Raw genomic sequence first — 16973 nt, forward strand, 5'->3', positions numbered from 1 at the left:
CACGACACCTGATGCGACCTTCGATGAAGACGACCGGCGCCGCAGTGGCGGGTCTGATGATGGCCGGAACGGGCGCCCTGGCGCTGGCGCCCGCGGCGTCCGCGCAGACCCAGATCGCCGCCGACACGATCAGCCTCGACCCGAACTGCCCGACCGCGAAGTTCGACACGTCCTCGGACGACTGCACGTGGCTCGAGCTGTCCAGCACCGACTTCCTGCTCGCCGGCGTCCCGGACGCCGTGCACGACGCGATCACCTTCACCGTCACCAAGGACGGGGCTCAGGTCGCCACCGGCGACCTGAGCGTCCCGTACGCCAAAGCCGGCGGGAAGATGTACCTGACTGGTGCGACCGCCGGGCACTACCGGGTCGAGCTGACCGCCCCCGCCGGGTTCAAGCAGACCGGGGTCTACTCCCTGGACACCTCCCGCGGGGTGCTCGCCGAGCCGGGCGGCACCGCGGTCGTCGAGTTCGACCTGACCAAGGCCGGCGGCTCGATCGTCTCCCGCACGATCAGCGCACGGATCACGTCCGAGGCCACGCCGCTGGCGCCGGTGCAGATGTACGCCTGGCTCGACACGAACCTCAATGGCGCCGTCGACGCCGGCGAGGGCTCGCCCGAGGACGCCGTCACCCTCGAGCTGCGCAACCAGGACCGCCCCAGCGACGGCCTGGTGCCCCTGTCCGCGTTCGGGCCGATGGACCCCGGTGTGCGGACCTACTGGGTCGTGCCCGGCACGTACGACGTGACGTTCAAGCCCTACGCGTACGGCAGCCAGGACCTCGTCCCGCTCGGCGGCGGGATCGACCCCACCGCCCTGACCGGGATCCTCACGGTCCCGGCCACCGGCACGTCGCTGATGGTCCCGGTCGGCCCGTCGGGCGCGACGATCACCCCGAACCCCGGCCCCGTCGACCCCGACCCGGAGCCGACCGAGCCGACGAACCCCGACCCGGAGCCCACCGACCCGGCGGTGACCGCCCCGGTGGTCACTCAGGTGTCCGGGCCGGCCGCGTCGACCACGGACCGCAGCGCCGCGTTCGAGTTCTCCACGGACCAGGACGTGACCTGGTCCTACGCCCTGGACGGGGTCGACCTGCCGTTCACCGGGACGACGCTGCAGATGGCCGACCTGTCCGTCGGTGAGCACACGCTGGTGGCGCTGGCCACCAACGGTGAGGGCCGCACGACGACCCACGCCGTCACCTGGACCGTCCTCGCGCAGGACGCGCCGGTCGCCCCGGGCACGATCCCGGTCGCCGGTCCCGCCCAGGGTGCCGGCACTCCCGTCGCTGTGGAGCCGGTCGCCGCCGACAACGGCCCGTCGCAGCTCGCCACCACGGGCGTGACCGTCGGGGTCGCGTTCGCCGCCGCCAGCGCCCTCGTGGCGGGCGGCGTCGCCGCCGTCGCGATCAAGCGGCGCCGCGCGACCGCCGACACCGGTGTCCCCACCGACCCGAGCGTGGGCTGACAGACCGCCGGCGGCGGGTCACGCGCCCCCCTCGCGCGGCCCGCCGCCGGCCCCTCGCACCGACCGACCCGAACTTCTGGAGGACCCCGTGAGGACCGAGGCGATGAGCACGCAGCCGCCGCCCGCCAGCACGGTGTCCGTCGAGCTCGACGCTCACGGTTCCGGTGCGCTGCACGCGGGGGGCGACGTCCACCGGTGGAACAGCCGCGACCTGGCCGCCGCGCGCAAGCACGCTGTGACGCTCCTGGTCGCGCAGGCCGGCACCGGTGCGCTGTACGCGACTGTCGACGAACCGAGCAGGTCGTTCCAGCTGCGGGTGAGCCCGGAAGGCGGCGTCGAGCACGTCGGGTCCGCCATCACCGCCGCCGTCCCGTCACCGAGGGTGCTTCATGCCAGCGGCCGCGCGCCGCAGACACCCGCCACAGCAGTTGCGCCTCCCGCGCCCCCTGCGCCGGCACGCATCGAACCCGCCGCACCGGCCATGAGTCTTCCGGTGGAGCCCGCCGCGGAGGCGCCGGCCGCCGAGATCCCCGCCCGGGACGCTGAGGTCCCGGTCGCACCCGTGCCTGACGACGCCGACAGCACGACCGGCGTCGACGAGGACGAGCCCGCCTTCGGCCCGGTGGCCGCGGCGCCTGTGGCCGCGCGTCGACGGTGGCCGCGCTTCGCGGCCGCGGGCGTTGTCGTGGCGGTGGTCGCTGCGGGTTCAGGTGCCGCGTGGCTGAGCAGGGACGCGCCCGCACCGCTCGCCGTGAACGCCGCATCCCGGGCCCAGTGGGCCGCGGACCTCAACGAGCGGCGGTGGCTCGACGAGCGGCGCACCGTCGTCGCGAACGCTCGCGTCGCACAGCAGCGGGCCGCAGAGGTGGCCGGCGCCCAAGCGGCGGTCGAAGCCGCCCGCGGTGTCCTGACCGCCTCCGCGCAGGCCGACGTCGGTCTGCGCGAGGCGTTGTCGGTGCTGGTTGAGCAGGCCGGGGCGCAGCTGGCGGCTGGTGCGGCGCCGGCGTCGTGGGAGGCGCTGGTCCGTCAGCTCCCCGCCGCGATGCAGGCCGTGGCCGACTCCCAGACGCAGTGGCAGGCAGCGGAGGACGCTCGCGTCGCCGCGGAGCAGGCCGCAGCGGAGCAGGCCGCCGCTGCCGAGCGGGCTGCAGCAGCGCAGCAGGCGCCCGCCGGCGGGCGGGCCGCCGGCCCGCAGGAGGGCTCGTCGACGCCCGCCCCGTCCGGGCAGAGCGGTGGCACGGCCGGGAGCGGCGCACCGCCTGCGGCGACGCACAAGGAGATCAAGCCGGGCGCGATCTCGACCGGCACCGGGTGGGCGCAGGCGTCGGCCACGACCCAGGGCATCACCGGGGCGGTCTACCTGAACATCGCCGGGCGCAGCGTCTACATGGGGACCGGATCCGGGACGTTCACCGCCCGGGTCGACGGACTGGCCGCCGGGACGTACGCGTGGTCGGTCAGCGCCGACGAGCTGGTCGCGTCCGGCTCGAAGAACGTGGCGGTGGGCTGATGCGCGCCGACCGCAGCGGCCTCCGTGCCGTGCGATGGGGCGGTGCGGCGTTGGCCGCTCTCGTGCTGTGCGCGGCGTGCGCCTCCGGCGCCGAACCCGCGCCGGAGCCGAGCAGCAGCGCAGCCGCGGCACGCAGCGCGGCACCCAGCACCGCCGCGGTCCCCGGGCCGGACGTGATGGTGCAGCAGGACGCTGCCGATGGCGGCGCGGCGGCGGTGCGCGCGATGCAGGCGTTCACCGCCCGGACGCTGCCCTACGAGCAGTGGTGGGCGGCCCTGTCGCCGCTGCTGACCCCCGAGGCGCAGTGGCTGTTCGAGACCACCGACCCGTGGAAGGTGCCCGCCACCGCGGTGACCGGCGACGCGCAGGTGCTCTCGGCGCCGGACGCCACGTCCCTGGTCGTGTCGGTCGGCACGGACGTCGGCGTCTACCGCCTGGACATGGTCCGCCAGAGCGTCGAGCACCCCTGGCTGGTGCTGATGATCACCGCCCCGCAGGAGCTCGCGTGAAGGCCGTCGGAGGGCTGCTGGCGGTGCTGCTGGCGCCAGTGCTGGTGATCCTGCTCCTCGTGGCCGGCGACGACGGCTGCGCCCCCGGCTCCACCGCCGCAGCGATCGCCCTCGACGGCACCGCGGCGCACGTGGAGGCCCCCGGGCTGTCCGGTGACCCGCAGGTGCGGTCCGCGCAGCTGAGCAACGCCGCGGCGGTGATGAACGCGGCGGCCGCCCTCGGCCTGGACGTGCGCGCCCAGCAGATCGCCGTGATGACGGCGTTCGGTGAGTCCTCGTTGATCAACGTCGCCCACGGCGACGAGGCCGCCGGCGTGACGAACCCGGACGGGTCGGCGACCTGCTCGGTCGGCCTGTTCCAGCAGCAGTGGTGCCTGGGCGGGTACGGCACCCGGGAGCAGGTGATGGACCCGACGTTCGCGGCCACGACGTTCTACACCCGGCTGCAGGGCGTGCAGGGGTGGGCGGACATGGCCCCGACGTTGGCGGCGCACCGGGTGCAGCGCAACGCCGACCCGAACCACTACGCGAAGCACTGGGACTCCGCCGTGCTGATCGTGCAGGCGTTGACCGGCGGGTCTTCGGCGACGTGCCAGCCCGAGGTGCCGGTGGGCGCCGGCGGCGACGCACCGGGCGGCTGGGGTGGGCACGCCAACGGGCGCATTCCCCTCAGCGCGCTGGCACCGGTCCCGTGGGCGCCCGGGCAGCTGCTGCGCGCCGACGCCAGCCAGGCGCTGACCGGGCTGAACAACGCCTACCGGGCGCAGTTCGGCACCAGCATCCAGATCACGGACTCCTACCGCGACTTCGACCAGCAGGTCAGCACCAAGAAGTCCAAGGGCAACCTCGCCGCCACGCCCGGCACCTCGAACCACGGCTGGGGCCTGGCCCTTGACCTCGGGGGCGGCATCGAGCGGTTCGGGACGGCTCAGCACACCTGGATGCGCCAGAACGCGCCCACCTACGGGTGGGTGCTGCCCGAGTGGGCGCAGGCCGGCGGCGCGAAGCCCGAGGCGTGGCACTGGGAGTTCAACGGGAGCGAGAGCTGATGGACGGCACGAAGTTCGACCCCACCAAGGTCCCGACGTTCCCGCTGGTGCGCCTTGCGCTCACCGCCGGCGGCGCCGTCCTCGTCGACGACGAGTACGTCGCCTCGAGCACCGGTGACGACGCGACCGTGACCGCCACCGGCGTCGCGCTGGTCGCACAGCAGGCCAGGGCGCAGGGCCTTGACGCCGTGCGGGTGCGGGCGGTCACCCCGGAGCGGTCCTACGACATGGTCGTCACCGCGGCCGGGGACACCTACGACGTGACCGCCCCGCCGGACCGCACCAAGACCCGGCGCAGGCGCGTGGTGGCCCTGAGCGTGGTGACCGGTGTCCTGCTGGCCAGCGGCGCCGGGGCCGGGGCCGTGCTCGTGCTGCAGAACCGCGACCGGGAGCCGGCCGCCACGGCGGAGCAGGCGTTCACCCCGCCCGGCGCGGGCGCGAACCTTCCGGTGCACGCACCCGCGGGGTTCGCTCAGCGGGCCGCGTGGTCGGTGCCGGTGACCTCACGCAGCACCCCGCTCGTCCTGCCTGACGGTGGGGTCATCGCTCTCGACACGGGCGGGTCTCTGGTCGGTTGGGACAGCACCGGTCGGCGGGTGTGGTCCGGTGGCCCCTGGTACGGGACCGTCAGCGCGGGGACGGTCGAGGACCGGCCCGTGCTGATGGGCGCCACGTCGCAGGCCGTGTCGCTGTGGCCGCTGGACGTCACCCCCGCTGAGGCGAGCGTGCTGGAGTTCGGTGCCCGCGGCGAGGTCGACGTGTCCGGGTCGGTGCCGCTGATCGTGCTGCCCGACCAGACCGTCGAGGTCCTCGGTCCGCGCGGTCTGGTCCGTCGCGACGTGCCCGTGGCGGCAACGGCGGTCGCCTCGACCACCGCGGGGGTCGTCGCTGCCTCGCAAGACGCCTGGTGGCTGATCGGCGCGGCCGGGGAGCCGGTCCGCCACACCCTGCCGACGCCGGCCGGCGCGACCGGCCCGTGGGAGCGGCTGATCGCCGGCGACGACACCCACCTCATCGGCGTGTGGCCGGCCGGGCAGGACCAGGTCGTCGCCGTGATCGACCTGACCACCGACCAGGTCACGACGGCCACCGTCCTGGCGTCGGGGTCGGTGAGCGAGCAGGACGACGTGGTCCGCGACCCCACCGCCGACGTCCTGGTCGTCGGCGGCGCGTACGTCGCGTTCACCGGCACCCCCCGGGTGGTCGACCTCGGCGAGCTGCGGGCGCGTGCGGTGGCCGGCGACCTGGTCTACGGCACCCACGAGCGCGCCGCGGTGCTCGCCGACACGACGACGGTCTCCGTCCCGCTCGAGCAGTACGCGACCCCCGACCAGGACACCGGCGAGCTCGTGGCCGTCACCGCGGACCTGGCGTACGTGCTCGCGCACAAGGTCGACGCCACCTACCTCTACGCGCTGCCGCGCGTCCCCACCGCACAGGAGCAGCAGTGACCACCACCAACCCGTTCCACCAGGCGCCGGCCGCCGCACCGGTCGACCAGGACCTCCTCGACCAGGTCGAACCCGACGCCCTGTGGGACGACGAAGTCGCCTGGGCCGGGCCACCGTCGAGGTGCTGGGCAACCCGCAGATCTGCGTCATGGGCGTGCACGGCGGCGCCGGCACCACCACCGTCGCCTCCCTGCTCGGCGCCGCGGCGCTGGACGTCGGCACCGCGTGGCCGGTCGCGAGCGGTTGGGCTCGACCGCTGCCCGTGCTGTCGGTCGTCGCGGTCGCCCGCACCCACCACCGGGGCATCGAAGCCGCCACCCGGCTCGCCCGCCTGTGGGCCACCGGCGCGCTGGCCGACTCCCGGCTCGTGGGCCTGGTCCTCGTCGACGACGGCCCGAACCTCACCGTCGCGCAACGCAAGGCCGCCCGCCAGCTCGGCCGGATGACCCCGCACGGCTGGCACCTGCCCTGGCAGGAGGCCTGGCGCGTTACCGCCCCCGAACTCCCCACCGCCCCCGCCCGGGTGCGGCGGGTCATGACGTCCATCACCAGCACCACCAAGGAGACGAACTGATGCGCCACCTGCTCAACGAAGCGATCATCCGGACCGCGAGCATCCTGCCCGACCCGACCCCGGAACAGCCCCCCGGCACCGAGGGCGTCCAGACCCTCCTGAACTGGCTCTCCTGGGGGGTGATGATCGTCGGCTTCGGGGTGTTCTTGGGCGGCGCCGGAGTCCTCGGTGCGGCGGCCTTCTCCGGTCGCGAAGCCAAGGGCGTGAAGATCATCGTGATCGGGATGATCGTCGGCATCCTGGCCTCCGCGGCCGGCGCGATCATGCGCATGTTCATCTGAGGCCGGGGCGATGAACGAGCGCACCGAACGCTTCCGTGATGCCGGCGGGGGCACCCCGATGTGGTGGGCCGCCGGCGGGTTCCTCGTGGTGGTGGTCCTGGCCCTGGTGGCCGTGCTGGTGCTCACCCGCGAGCCCCCCGCCGAGGACCGCCCGGAGTTCGGGGCCGGGTCGCAGGCCGACCCCGATTCCTCGACGGCCGCGACACCCGCTCCCGCAGAGCGTGAGGGCGGCAGCTGCCCTCTGCCGGCCGACAACCAGGACATCCCCGTGGCGGGGCCGGAGGCGACGTGGGTGGCCTACGGGTACGTCTTCGTCCCGCAGTCCCAGGTGTACGGGCCCGTGACCGAGGGCGGACGCCAGTGGGGGTGCTTCGCGCACAACCCCACCGGGGCCCTGTTCGCGGCAGCGAACCTGTTCGCCGAAATCGGCGAGCCGGACTACGCACTGGTCGTCGGTGAGGCGCTGGTCGACAACCCCGCCGGGACGGCGTGGCTCGAAGAGCAGGACACGAGCAACCGGACGCAGACCGCCGGGCAGGTCGGTCAGATCGCCGGCTTCCAGTTCTTGTCCGTGACCGAAGACCAGGTGGTGGTGTCCCTGGGCATGAGCCATGACCCGGTCGAGGCCGCGGTGAAGATCGCCCTGCAGTGGGACGAGGACACCGCCACGTGGCGAGGTGACCTCGCGGCCGGAACGTTCGACTGGAGCGCGGTCGACCTGGACACGTACACCCCGTGGAGCGCCAGCGGTGAGTGACTGCGCCTGGAACGACCCCCTCTGCCTTGTGGCCGGGGCGGCAGCGGAGGCCGGTGAAGGAGTTCTCGGGAGGGTCGTCGAGTCCCTCGCGGATGCGACGGTCGAGGCCCTGGGGTGGCTGTCATCGCTCTGGCTGGGCATGCCCAGCCCGTCGGTGGAGACCGGTGGCGTCGCGGTCGTGCAGGACTACCTCAGCTGGTACACCTTCGCGTTCGCCCTGGGGGGCCTGCTGTGGGCGATCGGCCGGATGGCGGTCGCGGGTGACTTCAAGGCCGGGGCGCCGGGGTTGAAGATGCTGGTCAACCTCATCGTGTCCTCGGCGGCCCTCGCCGCGGGGTTCACGGCGCTGATGCAGGCCGGGGACGCGTTCGCTCCGTGGATCGTGCAGAGGGCCACCGGTGACGCACTCGCTCTGGACGGCCTCATCACCACGGCGGTGGTGATGTCCGCCGGCCTCGGGCCGGCCCTGATCATCGCGATCTGCCTGTTCCTCGGGGCGTTCGCGAACGTCGTGTTCATGGTCTTCCGCTCGGCGATGAGCGCGATCTTGTTCGCGTTCATCCCGACCGCCGCGGCGGCCAGCGCGACAGAGGCCGGTAACCAGACGTTCCGCAAGATGATCGCCTGGCTGATCGCGTGCCTGCTGTTCAAGCCGGTCGCCGCAGTGATCTACGCCCTGGGGATCTTGCTGGTGAAGTCCCCGCCGGCCTTCGCCGACACCTCCGAGCTGGGGACAGCCCTGTACAGCTCCGCGCTCGCCGTGGTGGTGATCTTGTCGGCCGCGCTCGCGCTGCCCGCCCTTGTCAGGTTCGTGACCCCGGTCGCCGGGGCCGCGTCGTCCTCGATGTTCTCCGGCGGCGCGGTCGCAGGCGGCGTCGTGGCGGCGGGAGCGGCGGTCGTCGCGATCGGGGCGACCGGTGGCGGTGCCGCACCGGCCGCCGGTGGGGCCGCCGCAACGGCCGGCGGGACTACCGGCGCAGGGACGACGGCCACAGGCGGCGCAGCGACCGCCGGCGGGATAGCCACCGGTGGCGCCAGCACGTCCGGTGCGGGCAACGCCAGCACGGGCGCGAAGTCCTCGTCGGAGGGCGCGGGACAGGCCTCCGGTGCGTCGACGTCGTCGACGTCGACGACCCCGGGCGCGGGTACGTCCGGCGGTGCGGCAGCTGCCGCGGATCCGACCGGCGGTACAGCGACCGGCGCCGGCGCGACCGCCGGCAACCCGGCCTCCGGCGGCGGCGGGACTGCGACGGGCGTCGGGAACGCGGCGGCACTGGCGCAGATGGCAGGCAGTGCGGTCGCCGGCGGCGCCCGCGGTGGGCCGATCGACGACATGAGCAACCAGGAGGACCGATGAGCGCGAGCAGTGCCCCGACCCCGCGGGTGACGTACGGGAACATCATGTCCGAGGGCCGGCGTGGGTTGCTCGGGCTGCCGATGGGCGTGACGATCGGCGCGGTGCCGGTCATCGCCACGGCGATGCTGATGCTCACGCGTCAGGCGTGGCTCCCGGCACTCGCCTTGGTCCTGGTCGGGTCGGTGGCGGTGTCGCTGATGGTGATCGGCAAGCGGCAGGGCCGCACCGTGTACGAGCGGTGGGCGCTGCGCCGTGCGCACAACGCGAGCGTGCGTGCCGGAGCCAGCACCTACGTCGCTGGGCCCGCCGGGAAGGTCCCCGAGGGGTCGTTCCGGCTGCCTGGGCTCCTGGCGGCCTCGACGTTGATCGAGCACGACGACGGGTACGGCAACCGGTTCGGGGTGATCCGGCTGCCGAAGGCGGCTCACTACACCGTGGTGTTTGAGGCGTTCCCCGACGGTGACGGCTTGGTCGACCAGGAGCGGGTCGACTCGATGGTTGAGCACTGGGCCGCGTGGCTCGCACACCTCGGCATCGAAGAGGCTGTTGTCGGAGCCTCGGTGACCTTGGAGACGTCGATCGACCCCGGGGTGCGGCTGGCCCGGATGGTGAACACGAACCTGGACCCGTCGGGGTCGCCGTTCGCCAAGGCGGTCGCGGAGCAGCTGGTGAGTGACTTGAAGACCGGGTCACCGATGGTGAGCTGCCGCATCGCCATCACGTTCTCCGGCAAGGGCCACGACGGCGCCGGCGACCTGGGCGCGGACTCGATGGTCGAGGACCTCGCCAACCGGCTGCCCGGCCTGCTGTCGACGTTGAAGGGCACCGGCGCCGGCGGGTCGGTGCGGGCGTGCACCGCGCAGGACATCGTCGACTTCACCCGGGTCGCGTACGACCCGACGGTGGCGACCGCCGTCGAGGAGGCCCGCGGCACACCGGAGGGCACGGGCCTGACGTGGGCCGAGGCTGGCCCGTCGATCGCCGACGCGGAGCTGGACGCGTACTTCCACGACCGGGCGGTGTCGCGCACGTGGCAGATGTGGCAGCCCCCGTCGGGGATTTTCTACTCCAACGTCCTGACGCCGCTGCTCGAACCGATCGGCGGCGTGATCCGCAAGCGCGTGACGATGCTCTACCGGCCGGTCCCGGCGTCCAAGGCCGCCGACGTGATCGAGTCCGAGCTGGACAACGCCGACTTCGCCGGCACGGAGAAGCGCCGGCGCAGCGCCCGTCAGCAGCAGCGCTCGAGGTACGCGGAGAAGGCCGCGCAGGAGGAGGCGGCCGGCGCCGGTCTGCTGCGCTTCGGGCTGCTCGTGACGGTGAGCTGCGCGTCGAGAGCGGACCTGCCACGGGCGGACAAGGTCGTCGGCGGCAAGGCGAACCGTGCACGCCTGAGGGTGCGTGAGGCGCTGGGGAACCAGGCCGTCGCGTTCCAGGCTGCGCTCCCTCTGGGAGTGGTGCTCCCTGAGCACTCGATGATGCCGACGGCTCTGCGGGAGTTCCTGTGAGCCGCCGGATGTCGCGTGAGCAGACTGCGGCCGTCGGTGACCTGACGTTGACCCTCTCGCGGCGCGAGTCCCGCCAGGGACGCGCGGCGCTGGCGCGACAGATCCGTGCCTCGCGGGCGAAGCGACGTGGGGTGTTCTGGCGGTTCCTCTCCGACGCGGGCGAGGCCCGCGCGGACGCCGCGGGCCGAGCCGGGTGGCGCGGGTGGGCCGGACGCGGGGGCGGGAAGGTCAACTACATCGACCCCGCGCCGGAGTTCCGGGGCACGTCGGTGCAGGTCTGCGGGATGTGGCCGTTCAGCGTGGGCGCGGGCAGCCCGCTCCAGGGCGTGCCGCTCGGACGGAGCCTTCTGAACGGTGCACCGGTGTGCGCCGACCCCCTGTCCTGGTTCCGCGCCAACCTGATCCTGCAGCCGTCAGCGTTCGTGCTCGGCCGCCCTGGCCTGGGCAAGAGCTCGTTGGTGCGCCGCATGATCACGCTGCTGGAGGCGTGGGGCGACGTGCCGATGGTCCTGGGTGACCTGAAGCCGGACTACGTCGACCTGATCCGGGCGATGGACGGGCAGGTCGTGGCCGTCGGGGCGGGCATCGGGTCGATCAACCTGCTCGACCTCGGACCGGCGATGGGTGACCTGGCGACGATCCCCGACCTCGCCGCGCGGCGCCGCGCCGTGGAGGAGATGCGGGCCCGACGCCGGACGACCGTGATCGCGGTGCTGGACATGGTGCGCGGGTCGCGGCTGCGCGAGTACGAGCAGACGCTGATCGCCGAGGCCCTGCGGATCCTGGACGACGATCACGACGGCGTACCGCTGGTGGAGCACCTGACCGCGCTCGTGCGGGCCCGGCACCCGCGACTTCTCGCGGTCGCCTCCACGCGCGGCGACGTCGAGCACTACGACGAGCGCACCCAGGAGCTCCTGGACGGGTTGCTGGCGCTGGGCCCCTCCGGGCCGTTCGGTGAGGTGTTCTGCCGTCCCACCACCGAGCACATCGAGCTGGGCCGGCCGATGGCGTTCGACCTGTCGGGTATCGACGACGGCGACGTCCAGCTCCAGGCCGCGGTCCAGGCGGTCTGCTGGGCGTACGGATCCGCGTTGGTGTCGGCAGACACCCACCTCGCGGAGGCAGGGCTGCGTGAGCCCACGCACTACCTGCTGGTGTTCGACGAGCTGTGGCGGATCGTGCGCGTCTCGGCGCTGATGGTCTACTTCATCGACGCCCTGACCCGCCTGAACCGCCAGCGCGGCATTGGGCAGATCATGATCACGCACACGATGAACGACCTCCGTCTGGAGAGCGAGCATCTGACGTCGATCGCGTGGGGCTTCGTCGAACGCTCCGCGATGGTGTTCCTCGGCGGCCTCGCGGACGCCGAGATGGGCAACCTGCGTGAGGTGTTCGCGGTGTCGAACGCCGAGCAGCAGCGGATCACCGACTGGGCCGTGGAGGGCCAGGTCAACCCGGAGACCGGCCGGGCGACCTCACCACCCGGACAGGGCAACTTCCTGCTCAAGCTCGGGAAGTCCTCGGGGACGCCGTTGCATGTGCAGCTCACCGAGGCCGAGCTGCCCGTGAACAACACCAACAAGGCGTGGGCCTCGGCGGCGGACCGGGCCACCGGCGCGCAGGTGGCGGCATGAGCCGCGAACCGAACCGGCTCCGCGAGCCCGGTGACGTCTCGGTGGCGTGGTGCGTGCTGCTCGGTGTCTTGACGGTCGCCGTCGGCGGCTTCGCGTTCGTACGGGCGTGGGCCGGAGCGGCGGGCCTGGGGCGCGCCGCGCTGATCGCCGCCGTGGTCGTCCTCGCGGGCGTGACCGGCCTGGTCGTGATCGTCCTGCGTCGACAGAAGGCTGCCTCGACGTGGGCCGACGACCGCGGCCGGTTCATGAACCACGTCAGCGACGTCCGGGAGCTCACCGAGAAGGACTCCGCGGCGCACGCCGCGCGGCTCGGCGCCGACAAGGCCGGCCCCGGGGTGCCGATCGGCACGCACGTGCCGGGCAGCATGCGCCTGTACGCCACGTGGGAGTGGGTGCAGCTGTGGATCCTGGGCCCGCGCGCCGGCAAGACGACGTGCGTGTGCGTGCCCCAGATGCTCGAGGCGACCGGACCGGTGCTGTTCACCACGAACAAGATCGACGGCATCCCCGAGACGATCGGGCCGCGGTCCCGCCTGGGACGGGTGTGGATCCACGACGTGCAGGGCATCGTCGGGGAGCCGGCCGCCTGGTGGTGGAACCCGCTGACGTTCGTCACCGACATCGCCCGCGCCGAGAAGCTCGCTGACGTCTTCATCACGTCCTCCACCTCGGCGAACGACCGGCAGGACGCGTACTTCACGTCCACCGGCAAGGAGACGTTGGCGCGGCTGCTGCTGGCCGCGGCGCTGGACCACAGGCCCATCACCGACGTGTTCCGGTGGGCCAACACCGAGGACCACGCCGACCGGGAGAACGACCCCGCGCGGATCCTCGTCGCGCACGGGGAAGCCGACCTCGGCCAGGCGCTGCTGAAGACCCAGACCCTCAACCCCCGCCAGCGCGACGGCGTGTACGGGACCCTGCGCCCCTGGATCGCGGTGCTCGGCTCCCGGGCGGTGCGTGACTGGATCACCGACCCCGCGGGCCGGCGCCGGCACTTCGACCCGCACGCGTTCGTGCGGTCCTCCGACACCCTCTACCTGGCCTCGATGGAAGGCGGCGGCACCGCCCGGGCGCTGACGGCGGCGCTGACCGTGGCCGTGCTGTCGGCGGCCGAGACGTACGCCGCGGCGCAGCCGAACGGTCGCCTGCCCGTCCCGCTGACCGCGGTCCTGGACGAGGTCGCGAACGTGTGCAGGTGGAAGGAGCTGCCGGACGTCTACTCGCACTACGGCAGCCGCGGCATCGTGGTGTCCGCGTTTTTCCAGTCCTGGCCGCAGGGCGTGGAGGCGTTCGGGCAGAACGGCATGGAGAAGCTGTGGTCCGCCGCCAACGTCCGCGTCGCTGGCGCCGGGCTCGCGCAGTCCACGTTCCTGCGCAGCGTGTCCGACGCGATCGGCTCACGCGACGTCCGCCGGCACTCGCGCAGCACCGGCGGCTCCCGTGGCGGGGCCAGCCGTCAGGCGTCGATCGGTGAGCGGCGGATCTTCGAGGTGTCCGACCTGACCGCCCTGCCCCGCGGGCGGGCGATCGCGCTCATCGCCGGCACCCGCGCGGTGCTGCTGCGCCTGGACCACTACTCGACGCGCCCCTACGCCCAGGACGTCGACGCGTCCAAGCAGTGGTTCGCCAAGCGCAACGGAGCACGCCCATGAGCGAGTTCGACGACACCCACCAGATCGGCGCGGACGCGGACGACGTCGCGGCGGCCGCGGCCGCGCACGCCGAGGACGGACCGAACGTCAGCCACGCCGACGTGCTCACCGACCTCGAAGCGACCGGCACGCCCGGCGGCGCCACCGGCGCCGGGGACGCGTTGGACGGCGCCCGGGAGGTCGGCTACGTCGACTTCTCCCAGGAGCTCCCGGTGCCGGCGCCGGGAGCGGACGTCGTACAGCCCGAGCCGGCGGCGTCCGGCCCGTTCTACCCGAACGTGGCCGAGTGGGTCGACCAGTGGCTGCTCCCGCACTTCAAGCGCGACCCGCGGAACCACCTCTGGGATCCCCGCTGGTGGGAGTACACCGAGGCCATCGCGGTCCTGGAGGCCCTGTGGCAGGCGTGGGAGTTCCTGCGCCAGGACTCCATGACGGGCATGGCCGTCTTCTTCCGCGACTACCTGTGGCCGTTGATGCGCGAGCTCACCTCGACCGGTGGCCCGTTCTGGAAGCTCCAGGACATCACCGCCCGCGAGCTGCCCGGGCGGTGGCCGTTGGACGCCCCGCCGGGCGGCATGTTCCGCACCGCTGATCACCCCGCAGAGCAGTAAGCAACCAAGGAGGACCGATGAGCACGAGCACTGAGGACGAAGTCGGCGGCGAGTTCGACCGGATGGTCCGATCGGCGCTGATGGGCGTGATGATGACCGCCGAGAGCGTGTCCCGCGCCCGCGAGGGCCGCGTCCGGGACCTGTCCGCGGCCCAGGAGAAGACCAACGCGCTGAACGAGCGGCAGCGCCGCGAGCAGTCCCGGGTCGTCCACGACCGGGTCCGGCGCCCCGAGTTCTGGAAGAGCGCCACCGTCGACCAGGTCAACGACGTGGTCGCGTACACCGCGACGCTCGTCCCGGTCGACGCGATCGAGATGGGCACCAAGGACCTGGTGACCGAACGGCTCCACGAGAGGTTCGACCTCGCGCACCAGCCCCTCGCCCAGCTCGACCCGGCAGTGCGACGCGCGCAGATCGCCGAGGCGTTCGACCGGACCGCCGAGGCCCGGTTCGCGCAGGACAACCCCGACGTCGCGCGCACCCTGCACGACCGGCTGCGCCGCCGCGAGTACTGGGAGCAGGCCGCCCCCGAGCAGCTGTCGCAGGTGGCCGAGCTCACCGCCCGCCTGGCGCCGCACGACGCCCGGGCAGCGGAAGCCGACAACGTCCTGCGTGAACAGCTCAAGGGCCGCTACGACATCGACCTGGACATGATCCGTGCGACGCATGCCGATCCCGCCGCGCGCGCGGGCGCCCTAAGCGGCGAGCTCAGCAAGGCCGTCACGGCGCGCGACGTCGCCGCGAACCGCGATGAGACGCGCCTGGTCTACGACCGGGTCCGGCGGCCCGAGTTCTGGAACCAGGCCACCGATCAGCAGATCGCCGACGTCGTGAAGTACACCCGCCAGATTGCGCCCCACGACCTGACCGGCAGGGAGGCCGCACGCGTCGTCGACGAGCAGCTGCACAAGCGGTTCGGCATCGACCTGCAGGACCCGAGCAACCCGGCGCCGGCCGCGCCCGACGCGCGTCGCGCGGCACTCCTCGCAGCGCTGGATGACCAGATCGCCGTCACGCGTGAGGGCCGCGACGACGAGCTCGCAAGGACCGCGGGCGCCTCCAGCACCCGGCCGGTGAACAGCGAGCACGCGCCCGCGGGCGCGGAAGCGCTCGGACACGTCCTGCGTGAGCAGGAGAGCGTCGAACGAGGCCTGGCGGCACGAGACATCGCAGAGGCCGGGGCGGGGCACGACCTCGAGGGACAAGGAGCGTTCGGTGAGCCGCGCGGCGGTGCGATGGACGACGGAGCGGACCTGGTCGACGTCGACGAGCGCCTGGAGCACACGGCGGCCGCGCACGAGGCCCGCGCTGACCAGGTCGGCGCCGCCGCCGCCGCAACCGAAGCAACCGCCGGTGCACCCCTGGACTACCAGCGGGTGACGGACGCCGAGCTCACCCAGGTGCCCCCGGTGGCCGCGGGCGCCCGCAAGCAGGCCGCGACCAACTTCCCGCGCTCCACCGCCAGCGGGCTGCGCGCATCCGCCGGCCGCAGCAAGGCCACCAAGGCGCGCGTCGACCGCGGCGCGGACGCGACACGCGGTCAGGAGCTGGCCAAGTGATCGGCGTGCGCGCGAGGTCCACAAAAGGTCGTGTGCGACCGGCAGACCGCGAAGGGGTTCCGATGGAGGAGAAGGGCGCGACGGCCAGCGGCCGGCGAGACGTCCACCTGCAGGAGCGGGTGGCCGCCGGCTGGTCGACGCTGCGCGCCGCAGTGGCCGGTTGGCTCAACGAGCAGAGCACGCTCGGCGTGAGCCGGCGCGCGGTGCTCCGCGCTCACGCGCGCACGGTGGTGACCGCGATCGTGGGCGCGGCCGCGACCATCGCGCTCTGGTTGCTGATCGGCCCGAGCATCGTGGTGGCTAATCGGCGGATCACTGAGCAGATGATCGCGAGCGAGCCGGCCGTGCAGAACGCGTGGATCGTCGTTGTCGTCGCGGTGTTACTGATCGCACGGTGGGTGGTGTGGGCGGTCCGGCGGCGACCGGTGAGCGCGTCCGGGACCGCGATCGCCGGGACGTTCCTCCCGGTCGCCGTCGACGAGGGGGTTGCTCGCCACGAGGCCGCCCATGCCGTCGTCGCGAGCATCCTCGGCTTCAAAGTGCTGCAGCTCAACGCACTTCCGACGGGCCTCGCCGCCGGGACGTGCGAGTGGCAGTTCCGCAATGACGGGGAGTCGGCGGTCGAGAACGCCTGGGTGTCGATGTGCGCGTTGGCCGCCGGTGAGGTCGAGTGCCCGGACGGGGCGGTCGCCTGGCCCGGCGCCAGCGGGGACACCCACCAGTCCCTCGCCACGGCGACGTTCATCATCCGGCGCGGCCAGCCGCCAGCCGGATACGACGGGCCCCTCACACTCGACGGGCTCCTCGCCGCCGCGCACCGCACAGCCGCCGAGCTCCTGGCTCAGAACCGCGCTGCGGTGGACGCAGTGACGGCCGCGCTCACGGCGCGCGGCCGTCTCGACGAGAGCGCGATCGCTGTGGCGATCGCGGGGGCGGGGACGGTGATCGCGAAGTGATCGGCGTCAACAAGGAACTCAAGCCGCTCGTGCGGCAGGTGCGGCAGGCCGGCGGCGACGTGGAGGTGACGCGCTGTGGACCCT

At 73.2% G+C, this 16973-nt stretch carries 15 protein-coding genes; all 15 read left to right on the plus strand.

Annotation, left to right across the window (positions count from 1 at the left end):
- Window positions 1–23 precede the first annotated feature (23 nt).
- The 15 genes from KJP73_RS13880 (at window position 24) to KJP73_RS13950 (ending at window position 16889) form a co-directional block, all read left to right on the plus strand.
- Complete coding sequence (locus KJP73_RS13880) at window positions 24–1472, plus strand: hypothetical protein (RefSeq protein ID WP_213283452.1); 1449 nt, start codon at window positions 24–26, stop codon at window positions 1470–1472.
- Between the two features lie 103 nt (window positions 1473–1575).
- Complete coding sequence (locus KJP73_RS13885; protein ID WP_213283453.1) at window positions 1576–2982, plus strand: hypothetical protein; 1407 nt, start codon at window positions 1576–1578, stop codon at window positions 2980–2982.
- Window positions 2982–3491 carry a hypothetical protein gene (locus KJP73_RS13890; protein ID WP_213283454.1) on the plus strand — a complete coding sequence of 170 codons (510 nt, stop codon included), beginning with the start codon at window positions 2982–2984 and terminating at the stop codon, window positions 3489–3491. The genes KJP73_RS13885 and KJP73_RS13890 overlap by 1 nt, the downstream gene beginning before the upstream one ends.
- Window positions 3488–4540, plus strand: coding sequence for a M15 family metallopeptidase (locus KJP73_RS13895; RefSeq protein WP_249669390.1), 1053 nt, complete (start codon window positions 3488–3490; stop codon window positions 4538–4540). The genes KJP73_RS13890 and KJP73_RS13895 overlap by 4 nt, the downstream gene beginning before the upstream one ends.
- Window positions 4540–5991 (plus strand): hypothetical protein, encoded by a 1452-nt coding sequence (locus KJP73_RS13900; protein WP_213283455.1) that lies wholly within the window; start codon window positions 4540–4542, stop codon window positions 5989–5991. Before KJP73_RS13895 ends, KJP73_RS13900 begins: the two co-directional genes overlap by 1 nt.
- Window positions 5992–6073: 82 nt before the next feature.
- Window positions 6074–6565: a DUF6668 family protein gene (locus tag KJP73_RS13905; RefSeq protein WP_213283456.1), complete on the plus strand. Its 492-nt coding sequence runs from the start codon at window positions 6074–6076 to the stop codon at window positions 6563–6565.
- Window positions 6565–6846 (plus strand): hypothetical protein, encoded by a 282-nt coding sequence (locus KJP73_RS13910; RefSeq protein WP_213283457.1) that lies wholly within the window; start codon window positions 6565–6567, stop codon window positions 6844–6846. Before KJP73_RS13905 ends, KJP73_RS13910 begins: the two co-directional genes overlap by 1 nt.
- A gap of 10 nt (window positions 6847–6856) precedes the next feature.
- Window positions 6857–7603, plus strand: a complete 747-nt coding sequence (locus tag KJP73_RS13915) for a hypothetical protein (RefSeq protein WP_213283458.1) — start codon at window positions 6857–6859, stop codon at window positions 7601–7603.
- A 139-nt stretch (window positions 7604–7742) separates the two neighbouring features.
- Window positions 7743–8960: a hypothetical protein gene (locus tag KJP73_RS13920; RefSeq protein WP_213283459.1), complete on the plus strand. Its 1218-nt coding sequence runs from the start codon at window positions 7743–7745 to the stop codon at window positions 8958–8960.
- Window positions 8957–10468 carry an SCO6880 family protein gene (locus KJP73_RS13925; RefSeq protein ID WP_213283460.1) on the plus strand — a complete coding sequence of 504 codons (1512 nt, stop codon included), beginning with the start codon at window positions 8957–8959 and terminating at the stop codon, window positions 10466–10468. Before KJP73_RS13920 ends, KJP73_RS13925 begins: the two co-directional genes overlap by 4 nt.
- A 131-nt stretch (window positions 10469–10599) precedes the next feature.
- Window positions 10600–12108, plus strand: a complete 1509-nt coding sequence (locus KJP73_RS13930; protein WP_213283461.1) for a hypothetical protein — start codon at window positions 10600–10602, stop codon at window positions 12106–12108.
- Entirely contained in the window at window positions 12105–13763 is a 1659-nt protein-coding gene (locus KJP73_RS13935; protein ID WP_213283462.1) for a type IV secretory system conjugative DNA transfer family protein, read from the plus strand. The genes KJP73_RS13930 and KJP73_RS13935 overlap by 4 nt, the downstream gene beginning before the upstream one ends.
- The gene (locus KJP73_RS13940; RefSeq protein ID WP_213283463.1) at window positions 13760–14374 is read left to right on the plus strand and encodes a DUF4913 domain-containing protein; all 615 of its coding nucleotides are present in this window, start codon (window positions 13760–13762) and stop codon (window positions 14372–14374) included. The genes KJP73_RS13935 and KJP73_RS13940 overlap by 4 nt, the downstream gene beginning before the upstream one ends.
- 17 nt (window positions 14375–14391) lie before the next feature.
- Window positions 14392–15933: a hypothetical protein gene (locus KJP73_RS13945; RefSeq protein WP_213283464.1), complete on the plus strand. Its 1542-nt coding sequence runs from the start codon at window positions 14392–14394 to the stop codon at window positions 15931–15933.
- Between the two features lie 62 nt (window positions 15934–15995).
- On the plus strand, window positions 15996–16889 hold the full coding sequence (locus KJP73_RS13950) for a hypothetical protein (protein ID WP_213283465.1): 894 nt from the start codon (window positions 15996–15998) through the stop codon (window positions 16887–16889).
- The last annotated feature ends 84 nt before the right edge of the window (window positions 16890–16973 follow it).

Source organism: Cellulomonas hominis (genome assembly GCF_901521055.1).
GTDB lineage: Bacteria > Actinomycetota > Actinomycetes > Actinomycetales > Cellulomonadaceae > Cellulomonas > Cellulomonas endometrii.